This window comes from Bacillus cereus group sp. MYBK227-1, from assembly GCF_051916325.1.
GTDB classification, from domain to species: Bacteria; Bacillota; Bacilli; order Bacillales; family Bacillaceae_G; genus Bacillus_A; species Bacillus_A cereus.
Genome location: NZ_JBQAGK010000002.1, coordinates 763950 through 787925 on the forward strand (window position 1 = coordinate 763950; position 23976 = coordinate 787925).

A 23976-nucleotide genomic window follows, 5' to 3' on the forward strand; every position below is an offset into this window, starting at 1 on the left:
GGTGGGTTTAACGTGCAAGTAAAAGATCAACTATCATCATTACAACCATATAAACCAGGTAAATCACCAGAACAAATGAAAGAAGTGTACGGAGATCATTCGTTTGTGAAATTAGCATCGAATGAAAATCCATTCGGCTGTTCGTCACGTGTTTTAGATGAGTTGCAAAAATCGTGGTTGGAACATGCTTTATATCCTGACGGAGGTGCTACAACGCTCCGTCAAACAATCGCAGATAAGTTACATGTGAAAATGGAACAAGTACTTTGTGGTAGTGGTTTAGATGAAATCATTCAAATAATAAGCCGCGCCGTATTACGAGCGGGAGATAACATTGTAACAGCAGGTGCAACATTCCCACAGTATCGTCATCATGCCATTATAGAAGGTTGCGAAGTGAAGGAAATTGCGTTAAATAACGGTGTATACGACTTAGAAGAAATTTCTTCAGTAGTAGATAACGATACAAAAATTGTATGGATTTGTAACCCGAACAATCCAACAGGCACATATGTGAATGACCGAAAATTGACTCAATTCATTGAAGGTATTAGTGAAAATACGTTAATTGTCATTGATGAAGCGTACTATGAATACGTAACAGCAAAAGATTTCCCAGAGACATTACCGCTTTTAGAAAAACATAAAAATATTCTTGTACTTAGAACATTTTCTAAAGCGTACGGATTAGCTTCTTTCCGCGTTGGATATGCGGTTGGACAGGAAGAGTTAATCGAAAAATTAAATGTCGTTCGTTTGCCATTTAACGTATCTTCATTAGCGCAAAAAGCAGCGACGATTGCTTTTGGTGATGACGAGTTTATTGAAGAAATAGTTCGTGTGAATACAGAAGGATTACAACAATACGAGAGCTTTTGTAGGGAAAATGATATTCCATTTTATCCATCGCAAACAAATTTCATCTTCTTGCCAGTTGAGAATGCTGGAGAGATTTATGAAGCTTGTGCACATGCAGGATTTATTATTCGTCCGTTCCCGAATGGTATCCGTATTACAGTCGGAACAAGGGAGCAAAATGAAGGGGTGATTTCAGTGTTACAACAACACTTTGAAAATAAAAAAAGAAAGTCTCGAGATGAGGAAAATGCGTAAAAAGGTAGTATTAATTGGAACTGGTTTAATCGGAGGCTCTCTCGCATTAGCAATTAAGAAAGAGCACGATGTAACGATAACAGGTTATGATATATTTCAAGAACAAGTAGAGCGTGCAAAAGAATTACACGTAGTAGATGAAATAGCAGTTGATTTACAGCATGCATGTGAAGAGGCACATTTAATTGTTTTTGCTTCTCCAGTTGAAGAAACGAAGAAGCTATTACACAAACTTGCGTCATTCCGTTTACGAGAAGATGTTATAGTGACTGATGTTGGTAGTACAAAAGGCACGATTATGAATGAAGCAGAAACTTTATTTTCAAAGGAAGTATCTTTCATTGGTGGACATCCAATGGCAGGTTCTCATAAAACGGGAGTTGAAAGTGCAAAAGCGCATTTATTTGAAAATGCATTTTACATTTTAACACCGATGCATCATGTGCCAAATGAACAAGTGGAAGAGTTAAAAGATTGGTTAAAAGGAACAGGGTCACATTTCCTTGTTTTAAATACAGAAGAACATGATTATGTAACAGGGATCGTTAGTCATTTCCCGCACCTTATCGCTGCAGGTTTAGTGAAGCAAGTAGAGAAACATGCAGGAGATAATCCGCTCATTCATCAGCTAGCTGCTGGAGGGTTTAAAGACATTACACGTATCGCATCTAGTAGTCCGAAAATGTGGAGTGATATTGTAAAGCAAAATCGTGAGCATTTAATGGTATTATTAAAAGAGTGGATCTCTGAAATGGAAGATTTATATAAAACAGTTTCTACCGGAGATGCATGCGAGATTCAAAACTATTTTGCAGATGCGAAAGAATACCGTGATTCTTTACCAGTAAGAAAGAGAGGGGCAATTCCTGCCTATCACGACTTATACGTCGATGTATTAGATAAGGTGGGGGCATTGGCTCATATTACGAGTATTTTGGCGCGCGAGGAAATTAGTATTACGAACTTGCAAATATTAGAAGCGCGTGAAGGACTGCTTGGGGTATTACGTATTAGCTTCCAAAGGGAAGAAGATCGTATGAAAGCAAAACTAGCGCTTGGAGAAGAAGAATACCAAACTTATGAAACAATTTAAATGAGAAGGTGAAAAACGTGAAAGAAAGAACAATACAACCTGTTAATAACGGATTGAATGGCAATATTACAATCCCAGGTGATAAATCCATTTCACACCGTGCTGTTATGTTCGGTTCTATTGCAGAAGGGAAAACAACAATTAAAGGTTTCTTGCCCGGTGCAGACTGTTTAAGTACGATTTCATGTTTTAAAGAAATGGGAGTAGAAATTACGCAAAACGGTGATGAGGTTACTGTAGTTGGTAAAGGATTAGAAGGTTTACAAGAACCAAAAGCTGTATTAGATGTTGGTAATTCTGGTACAACAATCCGATTAATGTCAGGTATATTAGCTAACACACCATTTTTCTCTTGCGTACAAGGTGATGAATCTATCGCAAAAAGACCGATGAAGCGTGTAACAAACCCATTAAAACAAATGGGCGCAAACATAGACGGCCGAGAAGAAGGAACATTTACACCGTTAACAATACGTGGCGGAGATTTAAAAGCAATTGAATATATTTCTCCTGTTGCAAGTGCACAAGTAAAGTCAGCTATTTTACTTGCAGGTCTTCGTGCAGAAGGTGTAACAGCTGTTACAGAACCACATATTTCACGCGACCATACGGAAAGAATGCTCGAAGCATTTGGTGTTAAAGTAACTCGCGAAGGGAAAACAGTGAAGCTGTCAGGTGGACAAAAATTAACAGCAACAGATATTCAAGTGCCCGGTGACGTATCATCAGCAGCATTTTTCTTAGTAGCAGGTGCAATCATCCCAAATAGTAAACTAGTATTACAAAATGTAGGAATGAATCCAACCCGTACAGGTATTATTGATGTTTTAGAAAAAATGGGTGCTACGTTCACTGTAGACCTAATTAACGAAGGGGCATCAGAACCAGCTGCAAATATTACAATCGAAACATCTTCATTAAAAGGAATTGAAATTGGCGGAGATATTATCCCTAGATTAATCGATGAGATTCCTGTAATCGCATTAGCGGCAACGCAAGCAGAAGGAATTACAGTAATTAAAGATGCACACGAATTAAAAGTAAAAGAAACAAACCGTATTGATACAGTAGTTGCTGAGTTAACGAAACTAGGAGCTCGAATAGAAGCAACTGATGACGGTATGATCATTTACGGAAAATCAGCTCTAAAAGGCAATACAGTAAATAGTTATGGTGATCACCGTATCGGAATGATGCTTGCAATTGCTGGCTGCCTAGCAGAAGGAAAAACAATTATTGAAGATGCAGAAGCAGTAGGTGTATCATATCCTACATTCTTTGACGAACTTCAAAAGTTAGCTAAATAAAAAGGGTGGAAAGCAGATACGTGATGTATCTGCTTTTTTGTTAAAACGTCCTTGTAATTTCACTTACCGAACTATAATAGTGAGAATTATGATACAATTCAAAAAGGGAATGGAGGAGAATTATATGAATGTCATACAATTAAAAGAAGATAAATTCAGAGAAGCATTACGTTTATCAGAATACGCTTTTCAATATAAAGTAGATGAGGAACGATTACAGCAGCAACTTACAAAAATGAAGGAAAGTCATGAAATATACGGCATTATGGAAGGGAAAGACTTAGCTGCAAAACTACACCTCATCCCGTTTCATATTTACATAGGTAAAGAAAAATTTAAAATGGGTGGCGTTGCAGGAGTAGCGACGTATCCAGAGTACAGAAGAAGTGGGTATGTAAAAGAGCTACTTCAACATTCACTTCAAAGAATGAAAAAAGATGGCTATACAGTCTCTATGTTACACCCATTTGCTGTTTCATTTTACCGTAAATACGGCTGGGAACTTTGTGCGAATCTACTCAAATGTCATATAAGTAAGAGCGATTTAGTGATGAAAAAACAAGTAAATGGTACTGTGAAACGTTTTAATAAAGAAAATCATCCAAAAGAAGTCGAGAAGCTCTATGAAGCATTTGCAGAACGTTTTTCATGTATGTTAGTTCGAGAGAAGAACTGGTGGTTACAAGCGGTTTATGATGATTTAACATTAGCGATTTACTATGATGAAAATAAAAAGGCAGCAGGTTACATGTTATACAAAATAGAAAACTATAAAATGACAGTAGAAGAATTTGTACCACTGCATAATGAAGTACGAAATGGTCTATGGAATTTTATTTGCCAGCATGATTCTATGATTAAAGAGCTTGAAATGACAGTAAGTGAAAACGAACAGTTGTTATATACATTGCAAGAACCACGTGTGAAAACAGAAATAAAACCATATTTTATGGGAAGAATTGTAGATGTAGAGCAGTTCTTAAAACAGTATGAGTTAAACTGGAACAATGTACAACAAGAAGTCATTTTACATATTACAGATTCATTTGCACCGTGGAATAATGTATCGGTGAGACTTGCAAATTATGAAATAGCAATTATAGAAGAACCAATGGATAAAGGGATCAAGCTAGATATAAATGCACTATCTACAATACTGCTTGGATACAAACGCCCATTAGAACTAAATGAATTAGAATTAATTAGCGGAAGCGAAGAGGAAATACGGGCATTTGAGAATGTAGTACCAGTGCGCAAGCCGTTTATTTATGATTTCTTTTAATTTGCATATAAGATGGAGTTGTTTCGAACAAAATTTTGGGATAGCTCCATCTCATTGTATTAATTTTTGTCGGTAAGTTGATATATCCTGAAAATCGCTGATATAATTTTATTCACATACAAGAGAATAGAATCGCAACTATACGTTGTCACGCACTTGACTTTTATTCCCTGTAATTTATAATTAAAAACGGAATGAATTTTCATTCCTGAAAATAGAGGTGGAAAAAATGGCTAAAAACAAACAAGAGGATATTTTTGATGCTGCGATGCAACTTTTTGCAGAGCGTGGTTACGATGGTACGACAATTCCAATGATCGCTGAAAAAGCAAATGTCGGTGCGGGTACTATTTATCGCTATTTTGAAAATAAAGAGGCGCTTGTTAACTCATTATTTTCAAAAAGTATGTTACAGCTTTCTGAAATGATAAAAACGGATTTTCCTGTTGAAGCAAATATTCGTGAACAGTTTAGTCATACGTATAAACGTTTATTTGAATTTGCGAGAAACAATGTGGATGCTTTTTTATTTACAAATTCTCACTGTGATAGTTATTTTCTTGATGAGCAGAGTAAGAAAATATTTGACGATTTTATAGGCTTCTTTATGAATATTATTGAAGATGGAATCGCAAAAGGTTTACTTCGTCCATTGCCTCCAGTTGCTTTAATTATTATTGTATATCAACCGTTAGAAAAATTAACGAAAGTAATTGCAACAGGGCAATTAGAATACTCGAAAGAGTTAGTAAAAGAATTGGAAGAAAGCTCTTGGAACGCTATTAGAATCATTTGATTCTATAGCTTTATAAGGACAGGAATGAATATTCATTCCTAAATAGAATTAAAAAATGAGAGTAGGAGAGGGTATTTGTGCAACTAAAGGAATGAATATTCATTCCGGAAAGACTAGTTTAATAGAGTTTACAAAATAATGTAATAGAATAATAGGAATGAATATTCATTCCGTAACTAACGTAAATTTTAATCGCGGGAGATGATGCAAATGAGCAAGCTGAAAAATTGGAGAAGTTTATCTTTTCTATTATGGATAGTTATTACCATTACAATGATCGTAACGATGCCTAATATGGATAAATTAGTGAAAGAAAAAGGGCACATTACGATTCCTAATACAGAACAAAGTAGTATTGCTGACAAAATGATAAAAGAAATGGATAAAGACGGGACAGAAAAGTATGACATTATAGTTGTTTTTAATAGTGACAGTAAAACAGCTTTAACGACTGAGCAAAAAGAGGAAATAATAAAAACAATCAACGCTTTGCAAAATGAAAAAGAACAATTAGGAATTAAAGAAGTTGTTTCACATTTAGATAATAAAGAATTAGAGAAACAATTAGTTTCTAAAGATAATACGACTATTTTAACGCAAATATCGATAGATAAAAAGCATGGTGAAATATCGAAAGTTACAAATAACCTTCATAATAAAGTGAAAACGAAAGGGGTAACAACGTACTTAACAGGAAGTGATTTAATAGCAGGAGATTTCCTTACATCTTCTCAAGAGGGAGTGAAAAAGACTGAAGTTATTTCAATCATTTTCATTCTTGTAATATTAATCATTGTATTCCGTTCACCTATTGTTCCAATTGTTTCTCTTCTTACTGTTGGGGTATCATATTTAGTTTCAATGGGGATTATTGCTCATTTAGTAGATCAATTTAATTTTCCATTTTCTAACTTTACACAAGTATTTGTCGTTGTTGTCCTGTTTGGGGTTGGAACAGACTATAACATTTTATTATTTACGAGATTTAAAGAAGAATTAAGTAAACAAGAAAACGCATTTTTGGCTACGAAAGAAACATTTAAATCGGCAGGGAAAACCGTTTTATATAGCGGGATAGCAGTACTAATTGGTTTTGCATCTCTTGCTTTAGCGAGTTTTAAACTATATCAATCTACTTCAGCGGTAGCAATTGGTGTCGCAGTTTTATTACTAGTATTAACTACGTTAAATCCGTTTTTTATGGTGCTTTTAGGAAAAGGGATGTTTTATCCCGTTAAAACATTTAAAGGTCATGAAGACAGTCGTCTATGGGGATTCTTTGCGAATAACTCAGTAGTGAGACCATTTGTAGCTTTAATTATTGTATTCGTGATATCAATTCCTTTCATATCAAAGTATTCTAATACACTTAATTACAACGATTTATTTGAAGTAGACAATAAATATGAGTCGAAAATGGGGATTAACGTAATAGAAGAACATTTTCCACCTGGTTTTTCTTCACCAAGTACGTTAGTCATTCAATCGAATAACAAGTTAGATGAGGCGAGTTCGCTTCAAACTTTAGATGAACTAACTGATAAGATTTTGAAAGTAAAAGGTGTTTCAGAAGTATATTCACCGACACGTCCAACTGGTGATAGGATTAAAGAACTATATATAAATAAACAAGCGGGTGAACTAAATACAGGTTTAGGAGATGCCAATGGTGGTATAAAGGAAATTAATGATGGATTAACTACTGCGAAAGATAAGATGGGTAATAAGGACTCAAATAGTCTTGCGAACGTTCAAAAGTTAATTGATGGAACAAATGAAGCGAAAAGTGGTGTATCAGCATTAGGAACAGCTTTAAATCAACTATCCAATGGCATAAATGACGGAGCACAAGGTGCGCGGCAAATTGAGAGTGGGTTAACTTCAGTAAATGAAAATATAAGTGTATTATCTCAAGCAACTTCACAACTTCATGCTGGCTATACACAGTTAGAAAAAGGTTTAAGTTCTTACGATCAATACTTCGGAAGTATTTCTCAAGCGATTGACGGTGCGAAGAAAGGTTATGAACAAATTGAAATGTTAATGACCAATTTCATTCAAACGAAACCAGAATTAGCAAATGATCCTAACATTTTGCAGACGTTAGGAATTGCTAAAGAGGCTCAAAAGCAATTAGGTGGGCTTTCAAATGAATTAAATAAATTGAAAGCGCAGCATAATGCGGCGATGGGATCATTTAAAGAAGCGAATCAATCGTTATTGAAAGTGGATAATGGCTTAAAAGAAATGAACAATGGAGTTACTAAGTTACAAAAAGGAGCAGCTGATCTTAAAAATGGATTAAATGAAGGTGCTTCAGGTTCAAAACAAATTGCGAACAAGTCATCTGAGTTACAAACCGGATTAACGAAAATAAACGATGGGCAAGGTCAGCTATTAACCGGACTGAAAGACTTGCAAGAACAGATGGGTCAATTACAATCCGGACTAACTAAAAGTACAGAAGGCCTTGAAAAGGTAAGTAATGGCCTAGGGGATGCTCAGAAATATTTAGGAGAACTGAACGAATCAAAAAGCTCTGAGAAATTCTATATTCCAAAAGAAGTTTTGGAGGGAGAAGATTTCCAAAAAGCTTTGAATACGTACATGTCACATGATAGAAAGACTGCTAAAATGACAATCATTTTAGACGTAAATCCGTATTCAAAAGAAGCGATGCCAATTATTCAAGAAATCAATAATACAATAGATGGTACTTTGAAGGGGTCGGAATTAAATCATGCGAAAACAGCAATCGGAGGAACGACAGCTAGAAACGTTGATTTAAAAGAAGTAACTGGGCAAGATTTCTTACGTACAGCTACAATTATGTTAATTGGAATCGCGATTGTATTAATTGTGATTACACGTTCATTATTAAACACCATCTTTATTATTGGATCGTTACTATTAGCTTACTTTGCATCATTAGGGATAAGTGAACAAATTAGTACGCATATTTTACATGTAGATTCATTAAGCTGGAATGTTCCATTCTTTAGTTTCATAATGATTGTCGCTTTAGGAGTGGATTATAGTATTTTTGTAATGATGAGATACAATGAGTTAGAAGGGGACCCAGCGACGAAAATTGTAACTGCTTCTCGTCATATCGGAGGAGTCGTATTATCAGCGGCACTTATTTTAGGTGGTACATTTGCTGCATTAATCCCTTCAGGTGTATTAACGCTTATACAAGTAGCATCCGTAGTTGGCGTTGCACTTCTTCTATTAGCTTTAATTGTGATGCCGATATTATTACCGGCGTTAATAGGGTTAACGAGTAAAATGAAGAATTATGCAAAGAAATTAAGTGAAAGAAAATAAAAGAATCCCCTTTTAAAAGTAACTGTTTCAGTTATGGGAGAGAACATATAAAATAACACACAAATTAGGGATGTAAATCACATATGATTTAGCATCCCTTTTTTAATTGTTATTGCATTGTTTAAGTACTTTTATATAGTTAAATTGCAAAGGAAGAGAAAAAGAAAACAGTAAAAACACCAGCGCAACGATTGGGGATTACTGACAAAGTATTTGATTTAAAAAATATAATTTACTTTAGATAGTTCACTCAAATAATGGTGGACTATCTTTTTTTAAAGGTAAATGGAAATTTATGTTAAAATAATGATAGAGATTGTGAAAAAATGTTCTTAAACTAACGGTCAGGTTACTTTAAGAAGGATTTTTCAAAGGAAATGTTGAATATCGTATTTTGAAGGAGTGATTGCAGTGGAGTAAGTAATTTTTTAAATCTTGGTTAAATACTTTGAAGGAAGGGATTTATAAATATGAATACAAAACTAATAATAGTAGAAGGTTTACCTGGATTTGGAAAATCGACCACTGCAAAGCTAATAAATGAAATTCTAAGCCAAAATAAAATTGAAGTTGAACTATTTTTAGAGGGGAATTTGAATCACCCCGCCGACTATGATGGTGTATCTTGTTTTAATAAATTTGAATTCGATAGATTAGTATCTAACAGTGGAGATTTTAAAGAAGTGCTTCTTAAAAGAGTTTTAAAAAAAGGAAGCAATTATTTATTACCATACAGAAAGATAAAAAATGAGTTTGGTGACCAGTTTTCGGACGAATTATGTAATGATATTTTTAAAAACGATATATATGAATTGCCATTCGATAAAAATGTTGAATTAATTGCTGACAAATGGAATGACTTTGCTGAAATTGCTCTAGAAGATAATAAGGTTTATATTTTTGAATGTTGTTTCATACAAAATCCATTAACAATTGGGATGATTAAATACGGTGAACAAAAAGAAAAAATAATAAATTATGTAATGAAAGTTGCAAAAATCATAGAGAATTTAAATCTAATGTTATTTTATGTAGAACAAGATGATCTTGAATTTTCATTTAGGAAGGCATTAAAAGAAAGAAATCCAGAATGGTCCACAGGAATTGTCGACTATTACACGAACCAAGGCTATGGGAAAGAACATAACCATTCAGGGGTAGAAGGAGCGATAAAAGTTCTTGAAGCTAGAAGGAATTTAGAGTTAGAAATATTCGATATGTTAAAAATGAAAAAAGAAAAAATCAATAATACAAAATATGAAATTGACTCATATAGGTCAATGTTAAAAGATAAGTTAACAATACAAATGGTGAAATAGCTTTTTACACTACCTGGTGCTTTAGTTGGAGAAGGAAATGAAAACGCTCAGAATATTTTCTGAGCGTTTTAGTTTGCTATTTATAATGCGAAATGCATACAAATTATTGTGTTATTTCAATTGATAAACATAATGCTCCAATTATAAATGTTTTTTCAAAATGAATCCTCTTTAAAACGTGTATGTAACTTTAATCTAATTAAAAACAAAGGTTTTATTCGAGTTTGGAAAGAAAGGAATAGCAATCAACCGTTGCTATTCATCCAGCTTCTACTATATAATAGCTATAGTCTACAATAATTGAGTCGTAATATGCGATTTTTTAAGACAATCGGTGAGAAAACGCTGAAATAAGCGGTATTAGTAGGAGGACACAAATGATTACAGTAAGTAACGTTAGTTTGCGTTTCGCGGATCGCAAATTATTTGAAGATGTTAACATAAAATTCACGCCAGGTAACTGCTACGGTTTAATCGGAGCAAACGGTGCTGGTAAATCTACATTCCTAAAGATTTTATCTGGAGAAATTGAACCATCAACAGGTGACATACATATTACGCCAGGTGAGCGTCTAGCAGTATTAAAACAGAACCACTTCGAATATGAAGAGTTCCCAGTATTAGAAACAGTAATTATGGGTCACACGCAACTTTACAAAGTAATGCAAGAGAAAAATGCTATTTACATGAAAGAAGACTTTAGTGATGAAGATGGAATGCGCGCTGCTGAACTTGAAGGTGAGTTCGCTGAGCTTAACGGTTGGGAAGCTGAGTCAGAAGCTGCAATTCTTCTTAAAGGTTTAGGTATTGGTGAAGACCTTCATGATAAGAAATTGTCAGAATTAACTGGGGCAGAGAAAGTAAAAGTATTACTTGCTCAAGCTTTATTCGGTCAACCTGACATTCTATTATTAGATGAGCCTACCAACCACTTGGACTTAAAAGCGATTCAATGGTTAGAAAACTTCTTAATGAACTTTGAAAACACAGTTATCGTAGTATCCCATGACCGTCACTTCTTAAATAAAGTATGTACGCACATGGCTGACCTTGATTTCGGTAAAATTCAACTTTATGTTGGTAACTATGACTTCTGGTATGAGTCAAGCCAATTAGCTTTAAAATTAACACAAGATGCTAATAAGAAAAAAGAAGAGAAAGTAAAAGAGTTACAAAACTTCATTGCACGCTTTAGTTCAAACGCTTCTAAAGCGAAACAAGCAACTTCTCGTAAAAAATTATTAGACAAAATTACATTAGATGATATTAGACCGTCATCACGTCGTTACCCATTCGTTGGCTTCACACCTGAGCGTGAAGTAGGAAATGACTTATTAACTGTTGAAGGTCTTTCTAAAACAATTGATGGTGAAAAAGTGTTAGATAATGTGTACTTCACTTTAAATAAAGGTGATAAAGTTGCATTTATCGGCCGTAACGATATTGCGATGACAACATTATTTAAAATTCTTATGGGTGAAATGGAGCCGGATAGCGGTTCATTCAAATGGGGTGTTACAACCTCTCAATCTTACTTCCCAAGAGATAACTCTAAGTACTTTGAGAACAGTGATTACAACTTAGTTGAATGGTTACGTCAATTCTCTCCACAAGATGAGTCTGAAAGTTTCTTACGTGGTTTCTTAGGCCGTATGTTATTCTCAGGTGAAGAAGTTAAGAAGAACGTTTCTGTATTATCTGGAGGCGAAAAAGTTCGTTGTATGTTATCTAAAATGATGTTAAGTGGTGCGAACGTAATCACACTTGACGATCCAACGAACCACTTAGACCTTGAGTCAATCACAGCATTAAATAACGGTTTAATTGCATTCAAAGGTACAATCTTATTCACATCTCATGACCATCAGTTCGTGCAAACAATTGCAAACCGCATTATCGAAGTAACACCAAACGGTGTAATCGATAAAGAGGCTACTTATGATGAGTTCTTAGAAAATGAGGAACTTCAAAAACAAGTAGATGCAATGTACAAAGGTCAATAATATATAATGAAAAAACTCGCTCTTTTTAGAGCGAGTTTTTTTGTCGAGAAAACGTAACATCGCTGGTCGGTCAAATGAATAATTATTCAAATATAATATTAATGAACAGGAGAATTTTTTCATGTATGAAGGGATGTAATGACTTTAAGATTTAAAGAGTTAGTTGAAGAAGGGAAATGTAAGTGGAGTAATATAATCAAATCGTATTATTTTGTCATGTGAAATATGTACCAAATTTGGAGATAGAATAGTTTGCGAATGAGTTTATAAAGGTATATAGTATGGGGTGTCATAATTAGTGGATGAATCTTGGGAGAAAACAGGAAATGTTACAAATTTATTTTGTTAAATAGAAACCAAGGTCAAAATGTCTAGAAAGAAATAGTTGAATAAATACTAGCTTCAAATTATAATTACTAATATTCTTCATATAGTTAAATAAAGATAATCTATTTGAAGAAGAAAATTTGAATAGAGAGACAGACTTATAAAAAAATAAGCCTTGGATGATCAAAAGAGGTGGAGAAATGAAACAGTTCTTATTAAAGAGCAAAAGTGTGTTAAGCAATCATTTTGGATTCTTTCTGTTTGCCGTTATTTTATTGTGGCTCAAAACATATGCAGCTTATGTAACGGAATTCAATTTAGGAATTTCAAACACAATTCAAAAATTCTTGCTGTTTTTTAACCCGCTTAGTTCAGCAGTTCTATTTTTAGGACTTGCATTATTTGCAAAAGGGAAACGATCTTATATTTGGTTAATTATCATTAATTTGTTATTGTCGATTCTTTTATACGCAAACGTAGTATACTATCGCTTTTTCAGTGACTTTATTACGTTCCCGACATTAACACAAACGAATAACTTTGGAGATTTAGGTGGTAGTATTCTTGCGTTGCTACATCTTTATGATCCATTATACTTCTTAGACACGATTATATTAATTGTGTTAGTCGCAACAAAATTTGCAAATCCAAAACCAATTCGTGTTGCGAAGCATAAATTATCTCTAGTATTTGTAGCAGGTATTTTATTATTCAGTGTTAACTTAGGTCTTGCAGAGTCTGACCGTCCTGAATTATTAACAAGAACGTTTGACCGTAATTATATTGTGAAATATTTAGGTGCATACAACTACACAATTTATGATGGAATTCAAAGTGCGAAAGCATCGACAGAACGAGCATTAGCTGATGGCGATAATATGACAGAAGTACGAAATTATTTAACATCAACTTATGCAAGTCCAAATCCTGAGTATTTCGGTAAAGGAAAGGGAATGAACGTAATTTACATTCATTTAGAGTCATTCCAAAACTTCTTAATTGATTACAAATTAAATGGTCAAGAAGTTACACCGTTCTTAAACTCATTTACAAAAGATGCGAATACACTTTATTTTGATAACTTCTTCCATCAAACAGGACAAGGGAAAACATCTGATGCGGAGTTTATGTTAGAGAATTCAATGTTTGGTTTACCGCAAGGTTCTGTCTTTACAACGAAATCTCATAATACGTATCAATCAGCACCAGCTATTTTAGGACAACAAGGATACACATCAGCAGTATTCCACGGTAACTACAAAACATTCTGGAACCGTGACGATATTTATAAATCATTTGGTTTTAATAAATTCTTTGATGCGTCATACTACGATATGAATGAAAAAGACGTAGTAAACTACGGGTTAAAAGATAAACCGTTCTTTAATGAATCTATTCCGTTATTACAAACGTTGAAACAACCGTTCTATACGAAGTTTATTACGTTATCGAACCATTTCCCTTATCCAATCGATAAGGCAGAAGCAACGATTGAACCAGCAACAACAGGTGATTCATCAGTAGATACGTACTTCCAAACAGCACGCTATTTAGATGAATCTGTAAAAGGCTTCATCGATTACTTGAAACAATCTGGTTTATATGATAACTCAATTATTGTTATGTACGGAGACCATTACGGTATTTCAGATAATCATAACGCAGCAATGTCAAAAGTAATGGGTAAAGAAATGAACTCATTTGAAAATGCACAGTTACAACGTGTACCATTAATCGTTCGTGTACCAGGAGTGAAAGGTGGCGTACAACATCAATACGGTGGTGAAATTGACGTTCTTCCAACGCTATTACACTTACTAGGTACAGATACAAAGAATTATGTTCAATTCGGTTCTGATTTATTATCACCAGATCATAAACAAGTCGTTGCGTTCCGTAACGGTAACTACGTAAGCCCAACAGTTACTGCACTAAACGGCAAATACTATGATACAACTACTGGAAAACCTGTAGAATTTACAGATGAAATAAAGAAAAATGAACAAATGGTTCAAAACTCACTAAAATACTCTGACCAAGTCGTAAATGGTGACTTATTACGATTCTACACACCGGAAGGATTCACTCCAGTAGATCGTTCGAAGTATAACTATAACAACCGCGATAAAAACAAAACGAAGGTAAAAACGACTCCGGAAGGGGAAGCTAAATAAATAATAAAAGGCGCTATTCATATGAATAGCGCCTTTTATTTGTAAATATACCATCATTATGAGACAGAACCAGCTGTTGCTTTTTGTTTAGCCTTTCCGAAGAAAACTACACCGATGATGATAATAATGATAAATGCCCATTTAACGAAAGGGTTACTTTCGAAAAATCCAGCGAACCATTTCTCATCTACAATCATTTTCGCAGCAGTATAAGCTAAAACGGCTGCTCCAATCGTAATGATGACAGGAAAACGATCTACCCATTTTAAAATCAATGTACTGCCCCATACGACTACTGGAATAGACACTAATAATCCGATGATTACTAAAGAAAAGTTACCATGGGCAGCTCCTGCAACAGCGAGTACATTATCGATGCCCATTAACGCATCAGCGATAATAATGGTTTTAATAGCAGACCAAAATCCTTCTTCGGCCTTAATATCATGATCTTTGCCTTCAGCAATTAATTTATAAGCAATCCATATAAGGAGTACACCACCAATTAGAAGTAGCCCTGGTATTTTTAACAACCAAACAACAACTAAGGTAGCGAGGGCTCTAATCGCGATTGCCCCGATAGTTCCCCATATAATAACTTTCTTTTGCTGATCTTTCGGTAATCTTCTTGCTGCTAATCCAATTACAATGGCATTATCACCGGCTAACACTAAATCAATTACAATGATGGCAAGTAGGGCGGACAAATATTCGGCTGAAAGAAAATCCATATACACATCACTCCTTAAGAGTAATATGTGCTAAAGTGTTGATAATATAAAAAATAGGATTGAATTTGTATATTCAATCCATAATTTCTTACTGTATTTTGATATATGTTTTAATTTCGTATAAGTCGCTTTTGTATTCTTTTTTGTTTATCGTTTCGCTTTCTTAATTTTCGATTCATCTTTTTAATGCGGTTTTCTTTTCTATTATCCCAGTTATCACTTCGGATTTTACTAATAGACTTATCTGTCTTAGCACGAAAACGTCTTACTTTTTTCACGAAGGAAAGGGGTATTTTGCCGATAACACCTTGTTTTTCTAACGAATCCTCTTTACCTAGACACCAATCAGGATGAGATAATAAATAGTCGAAATCAAATATTATCCCGTATTCTTTATCCATATATGTATACCATTCATCTAAAGTACACTTATTTTTTGTATGTAAATATGTTGATCCATCAGTCATAGCACAGCACCAATAGTCAAAATAGCTCCATAGTACCCATTCTTTCGGTACATCTAGTGTTAAAATTACCATTTTTGAATTTGTTCTACCCCAAGCTTTATGATTTCGATTTGGGTAATTATTTGCTTCCCAGACCCAAATAGGATAGTTACCTTCGTAATGAGGAAATCTTGTTTTAGCGACGCGCACCATCCAGTCATATGAATATACATCGTCTGGATCGATGAATTCTTTATTACCTTCTAAATAACCAAGTTTCTTAAATTGTTTCCATGCTTCTTCAGTTTGTACTGTATATACGATCATATGGCACCTACTTATTTAAACTAAATTATAGTATAACATGTGATTTTGAATTTTTATTGATATTAGAGAAGGGGGAGTTTGAGTCGAATATACGAGGAGTAATTCCCAAAATGATAAAAAGACTTGATTCCCAGCTAAAGGAAATCAGGTCTTTTCATTACATACGATTATCATGCCAGAAGTTTAATGGGAAGTGTTCGTTCTCATTATATGCTTCTAATTCATATCCTTTTTCTTTCAGTCCTTTAATAATTCCAGGAACTGCTTTTACTGATTGTGGATGAATATCATGCATAAGGATAACTTCTGTTGGATTTGTAGCACCATGTAACACGTTTTCTACAATTTTAGCAGATGCAGCATCAACTTGCATTTTGTTATATTTCCAGTCTAAAGAATCAATTGTCCAATCCCAAACTTTTAAGCCATTTTCTACAACTTTGTTGCGAAGAGCTTCGTTTAATCCTGGCATAGAGCCGTAAGATGGACGAGTTAATACTGGTGATTTACCTAAAACACCAGCGATTAAGCCTTGGTCTTCCTTCATTTCATCTACGTAATGACCTTCAGTGTAAAGTTTCTTGTAGTTATGAGTCATACTGTGCATCCCAACGTAGTGACCTTCAGCATCTTCGCGTTTTACAAGATCAGGGAAAGCTTTTACGTTTGAACCAATTAGGAAGAATGTTGCTTTTGCATTTTCTTTCTTTAACATATCTAAAAGCTCAGCTGTGTATTTTCCAGGACCGTCATCAAATGTTAAATAAGCGACTTTTCTAACTTGCCCGTTATAATGTTTTGGAGCTTCTTTCGGAGCAAGAGATGTTTGAATCTCACTTACAAGTTGAACAGATTTTGCTTCATCCTCTGTACTAGCTAGAGCAGTATGTACTGATCCAAAAGCCACTTCGTATGTGAATAATACCCCCGCACAAACTAACATAGCCCTTTTTACTAAAGTTGTCATTCGAATTCCATTGTGCATAATTTTCCTTCTCTCTATAAAAGTTCTACTCTACTATATTAGCAATTATAGGTAGGGAAATGCAAAAAAACTTTTTTACAAGTGTAAAAAAGTTTACTCAAAAGTATGCAAGATTTTATATCAATTGCAGTTTTGAAAAATAGGATGAATTTAAACTTTATTATTTAAACTTTCAATCACCAAATCATACTTTCGTATCATTTCATTTTCGTTCCAATTATTGATTCGAATATTTTTGTTTTTTATTAAAATATTGGTAAAGAAACAATTACATGAAAAAAGGAGTGGGAATATGGATAATTATATTTGCACTACATGTGGAGTACAGTATCCCGAAAATGAAGAAGCACCTTCTCGCTGTAAAATTTGTAATGAGGAAAGACAATATGTTAATCCAATTGGGCAGTCATGGACAACATTAGAAACGATGCAAAATAGCAATTTATACAAAAACGAAATAATAAAAGAAGAAAGCGGTTTGTATAGCATTACTACTAAACCTAAATTTGCGATTGGACAAACAGCATTTTTAATACAAAGTAAAACTCTAAATGTTATGTGGGATTGCATTAGTTATTTAGATGATAAAACGATACAACGTATATATGATTTAGGTGGTATTCAAGCAATAGCACTTTCTCATCCACATTATTACTCTACACAAGTTAAATGGGCGGAAACATTCAATGTACCTATTTATATTCATGAAGATGATAAAGAGTGGGTGGTTCGTCCGAGTAAGCAAATTAAATTTTGGTCTGGGGAGCATCTGATATTATCGGAAGAACTTACATTGCATCGCTTAGGAGGCCATTTTAAGGGTGGAACTGTTATACATTGGAAAGACGGTAATGAAGGGAAAGGTATTTTGTTATCAGGTGATATTATACAAGTAGTTTCGGATCGGAAATGGGTAAGTTTTATGTATAGTTATCCCAATCTCATTCCATTACCAGCGAATAAAGTTAGAGATATGGCAGAGAAGGTAAAAGATATCCAATTTAGTCGACTATATAATGCATTTCATGGTGTGGTGGAAGATGCGAATAAAGCTGTACAAAGATCTGCTGATCGGTATATAAAGGCCCTGCAAGGAGAACTATTTCATACGTAATAGCTTGTAATTCATCTCTATATTTATATAACTAATTTTATATGAATTTTATACTAAAGTCCTATTGTTTATTAACTAATAGGTCTTTCAACTTAGGAAGTTCACACTAATGAGGGATGTTAAAGGGAATATATGTAACCTATACTAATTACTATAAAGCTTTGGAAAATGAAAAGGAGGAGATTTGCATGAAGAATTGGGTTCAATTTAGAATTGCAAGACCAACAGATAAATTTGAAGAAGTGATAAGTTTTTATGAAACAGGATTAGGTTTAAAACGTATAGGGGAATTTCACAATCATGAAGGATATGATGGGGTTATGTTTGGCTTGCCAGATGAAGAGTATCATTTGGAGTTTACTACACATGTTAATGGAAGTCCATGTCCGGCACCGACAAAAGATAATTTACTAGTTTTTTATATGCCTATTAAAGATGAAATTGAAAAGATAGTGAATCGATTAAGTAATATGGGCTATCATGAGGTAGAACCTGAAAACCCGTATTGGATAGAGAAAGGAACCACAATAGAGGATCCAGACGGTTGGAGAATTGTGCTTATGAATGCATCTGAATAAGAAAACTATTTTTATATGAAATAGAGTGTAACAAAATGATTTAGACATAAATCCCTACAGTGTTTGTAGGGATTTTTATATAAGAAATTTTTATTGAGAGAGTTATTAAAATGTAGAAAGTATTTTGGCTAAGAACAAATGTAGTAAACATAATTTATGAAGGAGGTATAAAAGTATGATAGTAAACCATTTTGAAGCGTTTTCTAAACATGTTGGAAATACACATCTTATTAAAAGTTCTTTCGTAGTTTATATCTTATTCTACGCAAAATTGATACCATCAGAAAACTGTATGTTTAACATGTACAGTTTTTTGATGGTATAGCTGTGCAATGTTTGAAAATTTCACATACCGTATTTTAAAAATAAATATAGGAAAACCAAAAAGTAATGTAGAATATATCGTACATACATATATACAGTCAACATAAAAGATAAAGAGGTGGGTATATGTTACTTGAGGAAGTAATGCGGCAACTAGAGGAATATGGAACAGAACAAAATCGAAAAACGTATAAAAACCACGGAGCGAAAGAGCCGTTATTTGGAGTTAGTTTTGCAAATTTAAAATTGTTAAAAAAGAAGATAAAAAAAGATCACGATTTAGCAGTTGAATTGTGGGAAACGAAAAATATGGACGCAATGACATTAGCAACTTATATTTTAGACCCGAAAAAAATAACGACAGAACAGCTTAATAGTTGGATTCAGGATGTTGATTATTACTGTTTAATGGATGTTCTTATGACATCTATATGTACTTCGCCAATTGCAATAGAAAGAATGGAAGAGTGGACAAAGTCTAATGATGAATGGATTGGAAGAGCTGGCTGGTCTTTATTAGCAAATATAGCGATTAAAAATAAAACGTTACATGATGATTTCTTCTCTCCGTACTTAGAAGAGATTAAAGAAAATATACATAATGAAAAAAATAGAAAAAAAGAAGCGATGAATAGTGCTTTAATCGCAATAGGAATTCGTAATGAAGACTTAGAGCGACAAGCGATTGAAATTGCAAGTGAAATTGGAAAAATAGAGGTTGATCATGGTGCAACATCATGTAAAACACCAGATGCAGAAAGCTATATAAAAAAAGCGAGAGAAAGAGCTGAAAAAAAGAAAGTGAAATAAGAAAAGAGGATCGGTTATGAAACCAATTGAAGCAGCACAAAACATAATTACATTACAATTTCCGAATTGTGATGTAGCTTTACTCGGCGGAAGCGTTGCACGAGGAGAAGCGACGAAAACATCTGACCTTGACATTGTAATAGTCGATCAAAGTTTAACTTCTTGCTATAGAGAATCTTTCTATAGTAATGGATGGCCTGTTGAGGTGTTTGTTCATAATTTCGAAACATATAAAACCTTTTTCAAAATGGATTGTGATCGAGGGAGGCCGTCGTTACCACAATTAGTTTCAGAAGGGATTGCCTTAAAAGGGGAACAGGAAATTGTTGAGAAATTAAAAAAAGAAGCGAATGATTTACTACATAAAGGACCAGCTAAATGGACCGAAGAAACGATTAAGCAGAAGCGATATTTTATTACGGATACTTTAGATGACTTTATTGGTGCAACAAAAAGAGAAGAAGAATTGTTTATCGCTAATTTATTAGCCGATTTAGTACATGAATATGTATTAAGAGTAAATGGTAAGTGGCTTGGGAGTTCAAAATGGTTTATTAGAGTGCTAAAAAGATATGATGAGCAATATGCAAACAAATTTGTAGCCGCTTTTGATCATTTTTATAAAACGGGAGGGAAAAATGAATTAATTCATTTTATAGAAAAGACGTTAGAACAGTATGGTGGAAGAGTGTTCGAAGGATTTTCTATTGGTAAATAAAGAGAGGAGAAAAAATGAATGTACCATATGTTCAATTAAGAGAATTGACACTAGATGATGTAGAAGATCGCTATCAATGGTCATTAGATAGAGATGTAACAAAGCATTTAGTTTTACCAGATCAATATCCTCCGTTCACTCGTGGAGATACGAGAAACTGGATTGAAGCTTGTATAAGCCGAAAAAATGGTTATGAACAAAGGGCAATCGTTACTGAGACAGGTATACATATTGGATGGGTAGACCTTAAAAATTTTGATAAAACAAATAAAAATGCTGAACTAGGAATTGCGATTGGAAATAAAGACTATTGGGGTAAAGGATTTGGAATGGCAGCTCTAAACAGCATGTTACAAATAGGTTTTTCTCAGTTTGAATTGGAGAAAATTTGGTTACGTGTAGATGAAGATAATACAAAAGCTAAAAAGAGTTATGAAAGTGCCGGATTTGTATGCGAAGGGTTAATGAGAAATGATCGATTGAGACAGGGAAAGTTCATTCATCGCTATCGTTACAGTATATTAAAAGAAGAGTATGAATCAAAAATTAATAACCTATAAAAATATTATGTAAATTAAAAAGGGGAAAATAAAATGATTCGATTACTTACAAAAGCGGATGCAAAAAAATATTGGGAGTTGCGTTTACAAGCACTACAAGTAAATCCAGAAGCATTTATAACGACTTATGAAGAAGCAGTACGTCAAGAAAACCCTCTTGAACGAGTTGCTAGTAATCTTTCATCCAACAGTAGTTTTACATTTGGTGCTTTTAATAATGAAAATCGTTTAGTTGGGGTTGTTACTTTATTAACAGAAGAAAAAGACGCATATAAGCATAAAGGACATATCGTTGCAATGTATGTAGATACTGAAAATCGAAGAAGTGGTCTTGCACGTGATTTAATACGTAAAGCAATTGAAAGGGCAAAAGAGATGAAGCTAGAGCAATTGAATTTAGGGGTTGTGTCAACGAACGAACCAGCCAAACGATTATATGAATCAATGGGATTTAAAACATACGGAATTGAAAAAAGGGCTATAAAAATGAATGGTGTGTATAGTGATGATGAACATATGGTGTTGTTCTTTTAAGAGAGGAAGTTTTGTATGAAAAAGGCGAAACTGCGACAATAAGATGGGGAATATGGCATATAGCAGATCATAATCGGTATCATCAAGCTCATATAAGTCGATTGAGGAAATTATACAGAGAATATAAACTACATATTCTTTAATTTTTTAATGAACGAACGCCCCTAAATAATAATTAAAGGAGGCGTTTGTTTTTATTCGTTCGCTTTTCTTCCCAAGCTATCATTAAATTTTTATGATAATCTTTTGGTTTCTCAATAGAAAACCAGTAAATTGAATGTGCAATAGTTGGTAGCCATCTTTTATAGCGGATGCGTATATTTTCATGGTGAGTATAGTGGGTCGAGATTAAAGTAGATTTTGACCCTTGAAAATTTTGATATGTAATGGCTTCGATTTCATACCAATGCACTTTATTCCCATGTAAATCTACTACAATTCCTTCATCATCCTAAAGTGAAATGTAAGTTTGAATGTAGATTTTTCATCGCGTATACTAAAATATAGGTCATAGAGATAAAAAATTAAATACAAGGGGTTTTACAATGAAAGCAATTGTTATAGGAATACTGGCATCATTTTTCTTTGCCTTTACTTTTGTTTTGAACAGGGCAATGGACTTAGAAGGTGGAAGCTGGATTTGGAGTGCATCATTACGGTATTATTTTATGGTTCCAATGCTATTACTTATTGTTATGTATAGAGGGAACTTAAAGCAACTCTTTCAATATATGAAAAACAATCCGAAAGAATGGTTAGTGTGGAGTATCGTTGGATTTGGTCTCTTTTATGCACCGCTTAGTTTTGCTGGAGCGTTCGGACCAGGTTGGCTCGTTGCATCAACATGGCAAATTACAATCGTTGCAGGGATTTTGTTAACACCATTTTTTGCGGTGGATCCACTACATAAAAAACTTCCGATGAAGGAATTAGTAATGTCGGGCATTATTTTATTCGGTGTCGTTCTCATGCAAGTAGAACATGCTTCTTCATTAGGTATTCGTGAAACCGTTTTATGTGTAGTTCCTGTACTTATTGCAGCATTTGCGTATCCTCTTGGAAATAGAAAAATGATGCAAGTTTGTAAAGGGGAATTAGATGTATTTCAGCGAGTACTCGGTATGACATTAGCAAGTTTACCATTTTGGTTTTTATTATCTGGTTACGAAGTATCAACAGGCGGATTACCGTCAAGTAGCCAAGTTTTTCAATGTTTTATTGTAGCAGTTAGCTCTGGGTTAATCGCGACAGTATTATTTTTCTTTGCAACAGATCTTGTGAAAGATGATCCGCAAAAATTAGCAACAGTGGAAGCGACGCAGTCTGGTGAAGTTTTATTTGCGCTAGTAGGAGAGTTGATCTGGTTATCTGCACCAATCCCATCATCATTATCTTGGATTGGTATGAGTCTCGTTATTATTGGAATGATACTTCATAGTTATGTGGCTGTCGTTGTAAAAAAAGAAGAAAAAATAACGGCGTAATGAGATTAGCTCTTTTTATTAAGAGCTAGTCTTTTTTCATAGAAAGGGATGAAAGTATGAATTTACAGTGTGTTAAACAAATTGAGAAAGATTCAATATTAAATGTGCTACAATATGCCGTCGGTCCAAATGAAATAAGCTTAAAGAAGGCAGTAATATTTTATCAAAGTAATAAAGGGACTTTGTACAAATATGAAGAAAAAGCTTGTCTAGGTATTGAAATAATCGGAGAAACTAAAGCACGCATATGTCATATAGCAGTGGCTCCAGATTATCGTCAAAAAGGAATTGCACTGCAAATGATTAAAGAAGTGGTAAGGATATATCAATTGACTTATATAGAAGCGGAGACAGACGATGGGGCGGTAGAATTTTATAAAAGAATTGGTTTTCAAGTTAAAAGTTTAGGAGAAAAATATCCAGGGATAGAAAGACTTCATTGTTACATGGAAAAATAGTATAAAATATGCATATGGAGTATAGTTTGAAAAAATAGGATTTACATTTTTCTTCATTTCAAAAAAACTCTCGCTCATCATTATCTACGATTTTAATAGAGTTTTGAGGCTTCAGTATAATAATATACATATTTTTGTAGTAATGAATATGATTAAGTTAAAAATT

Annotated in this window: 21 protein-coding genes and 1 pseudogene; 18 read left to right on the forward strand and 4 right to left on the reverse strand. The window is 33.9% G+C overall.

Annotated features, from left to right (window positions below; genetic code table 11):
* The first annotated feature begins 12 nt into the window (after window positions 1-12).
* The 9 genes from hisC to ACTFRM_RS10970 all read left to right on the forward strand — a co-directional run bounded on the left by hisC (window position 13) and on the right by ACTFRM_RS10970 (window position 14741).
* Window positions 13-1113 carry a histidinol-phosphate transaminase gene (gene hisC / locus ACTFRM_RS10930; RefSeq protein ID WP_001197280.1) on the forward strand — a complete coding sequence of 367 codons (1101 nt, stop codon included), beginning with the start codon at window positions 13-15 and terminating at the stop codon, window positions 1111-1113.
* Window positions 1106-2206: a prephenate dehydrogenase gene (gene tyrA / locus ACTFRM_RS10935; protein ID WP_001228139.1), complete on the forward strand. Its 1101-nt coding sequence runs from the start codon at window positions 1106-1108 to the stop codon at window positions 2204-2206. The genes hisC and tyrA overlap by 8 nt, the downstream gene beginning before the upstream one ends.
* Before the next feature lie 17 nt (window positions 2207-2223).
* Window positions 2224-3513 (forward strand): 3-phosphoshikimate 1-carboxyvinyltransferase, encoded by a 1290-nt coding sequence (gene aroA, locus ACTFRM_RS10940; protein ID WP_000664630.1) that lies wholly within the window; start codon window positions 2224-2226, stop codon window positions 3511-3513.
* 124 nt (window positions 3514-3637) lie between these two features.
* On the forward strand, window positions 3638-4795 hold the full coding sequence (locus ACTFRM_RS10945; protein ID WP_139310357.1) for a GNAT family N-acetyltransferase: 1158 nt from the start codon (window positions 3638-3640) through the stop codon (window positions 4793-4795).
* Window positions 4796-5024: 229 nt separating this feature from the next.
* Window positions 5025-5591: a TetR/AcrR family transcriptional regulator gene (locus ACTFRM_RS10950; protein ID WP_075677192.1), complete on the forward strand. Its 567-nt coding sequence runs from the start codon at window positions 5025-5027 to the stop codon at window positions 5589-5591.
* A 210-nt stretch (window positions 5592-5801) separates the two neighbouring features.
* Window positions 5802-8918: an MMPL family transporter gene (locus ACTFRM_RS10955; RefSeq protein WP_142292953.1), complete on the forward strand. Its 3117-nt coding sequence runs from the start codon at window positions 5802-5804 to the stop codon at window positions 8916-8918.
* A 470-nt stretch (window positions 8919-9388) separates the two neighbouring features.
* Window positions 9389-10237: a hypothetical protein gene (locus ACTFRM_RS10960; RefSeq protein ID WP_440043298.1), complete on the forward strand. Its 849-nt coding sequence runs from the start codon at window positions 9389-9391 to the stop codon at window positions 10235-10237.
* A gap of 377 nt (window positions 10238-10614) precedes the next feature.
* A complete protein-coding gene (locus ACTFRM_RS10965) occupies window positions 10615-12240 on the forward strand; it encodes an ABC-F family ATP-binding cassette domain-containing protein (protein WP_000633864.1) in 1626 nt (541 codons plus the stop codon).
* A gap of 527 nt (window positions 12241-12767) precedes the next feature.
* Entirely contained in the window at window positions 12768-14741 is a 1974-nt protein-coding gene (locus ACTFRM_RS10970) for an LTA synthase family protein (protein WP_000808770.1), read from the forward strand.
* 56 nt (window positions 14742-14797) lie between these two features.
* On the opposite strand, the gene ACTFRM_RS10975 is transcribed toward ACTFRM_RS10970, so the two are convergent.
* The 3 genes from ACTFRM_RS10975 to ACTFRM_RS10985 all read right to left on the reverse strand — a co-directional run bounded on the left by ACTFRM_RS10975 (window position 14798) and on the right by ACTFRM_RS10985 (window position 17230).
* Window positions 14798-15472: a TerC family protein gene (locus ACTFRM_RS10975; RefSeq protein ID WP_000346930.1), complete on the reverse strand. Its 675-nt coding sequence runs from the start codon at window positions 15470-15472 to the stop codon at window positions 14798-14800.
* Between the two features lie 110 nt (window positions 15473-15582).
* Window positions 15583-16245 carry a DUF3841 domain-containing protein gene (locus ACTFRM_RS10980; RefSeq protein WP_088322066.1) on the reverse strand — a complete coding sequence of 221 codons (663 nt, stop codon included), beginning with the start codon at window positions 16243-16245 and terminating at the stop codon, window positions 15583-15585.
* Window positions 16246-16402: 157 nt separating this feature from the next.
* Window positions 16403-17230: a peptidoglycan-N-acetylglucosamine deacetylase gene (locus ACTFRM_RS10985; protein ID WP_000551452.1), complete on the reverse strand. Its 828-nt coding sequence runs from the start codon at window positions 17228-17230 to the stop codon at window positions 16403-16405.
* A 292-nt stretch (window positions 17231-17522) separates the two neighbouring features.
* On the opposite strand from ACTFRM_RS10985, the gene ACTFRM_RS10990 reads away from it, so the two are divergent.
* The 7 genes and pseudogenes from ACTFRM_RS10990 to ACTFRM_RS11020 form a co-directional block, all read left to right on the forward strand.
* Complete coding sequence (locus ACTFRM_RS10990) at window positions 17523-18344, forward strand: MBL fold metallo-hydrolase (RefSeq protein WP_000371021.1); 822 nt, start codon at window positions 17523-17525, stop codon at window positions 18342-18344.
* A 188-nt stretch (window positions 18345-18532) separates the two neighbouring features.
* Window positions 18533-18922, forward strand: coding sequence for a VOC family protein (locus ACTFRM_RS10995; RefSeq protein WP_000800667.1), 390 nt, complete (start codon window positions 18533-18535; stop codon window positions 18920-18922).
* Window positions 18923-19372: 450 nt separating this feature from the next.
* The gene (locus ACTFRM_RS11000; protein ID WP_000923471.1) at window positions 19373-20056 is read left to right on the forward strand and encodes a DNA alkylation repair protein; all 684 of its coding nucleotides are present in this window, start codon (window positions 19373-19375) and stop codon (window positions 20054-20056) included.
* A 16-nt stretch (window positions 20057-20072) separates the two neighbouring features.
* Window positions 20073-20774 carry a nucleotidyltransferase domain-containing protein gene (locus ACTFRM_RS11005; RefSeq protein ID WP_000802424.1) on the forward strand — a complete coding sequence of 234 codons (702 nt, stop codon included), beginning with the start codon at window positions 20073-20075 and terminating at the stop codon, window positions 20772-20774.
* Between the two features lie 14 nt (window positions 20775-20788).
* Entirely contained in the window at window positions 20789-21334 is a 546-nt protein-coding gene (locus ACTFRM_RS11010) for a GNAT family N-acetyltransferase (protein ID WP_001102490.1), read from the forward strand.
* Window positions 21335-21367: 33 nt separating this feature from the next.
* On the forward strand, window positions 21368-21868 hold the full coding sequence (locus ACTFRM_RS11015; protein ID WP_000620314.1) for a GNAT family N-acetyltransferase: 501 nt from the start codon (window positions 21368-21370) through the stop codon (window positions 21866-21868).
* Window positions 21865-22011: pseudogene (locus tag ACTFRM_RS11020) on the forward strand (DinB family protein); the annotation flags it as partial. The gene ACTFRM_RS11015 and the pseudogene ACTFRM_RS11020, both read left to right, overlap by 4 nt.
* Window positions 22012-22043: 32 nt before the next feature.
* On the opposite strand, the gene ACTFRM_RS11025 reads toward ACTFRM_RS11020, so the two are convergent.
* Window positions 22044-22280: a hypothetical protein gene (locus tag ACTFRM_RS11025; RefSeq protein WP_002178308.1), complete on the reverse strand. Its 237-nt coding sequence runs from the start codon at window positions 22278-22280 to the stop codon at window positions 22044-22046.
* A 133-nt stretch (window positions 22281-22413) separates the two neighbouring features.
* Between ACTFRM_RS11025 and ACTFRM_RS11030 the strand changes: the two genes are divergently transcribed.
* Together ACTFRM_RS11030 and ACTFRM_RS11035 are read left to right on the forward strand one after the other, a co-directional pair.
* The gene (locus ACTFRM_RS11030; RefSeq protein ID WP_000644594.1) at window positions 22414-23352 is read left to right on the forward strand and encodes a DMT family transporter; all 939 of its coding nucleotides are present in this window, start codon (window positions 22414-22416) and stop codon (window positions 23350-23352) included.
* Between the two features lie 56 nt (window positions 23353-23408).
* Entirely contained in the window at window positions 23409-23810 is a 402-nt protein-coding gene (locus tag ACTFRM_RS11035) for a GNAT family N-acetyltransferase (RefSeq protein WP_001053116.1), read from the forward strand.
* Window positions 23811-23976: the final 166 nt, after the last annotated feature.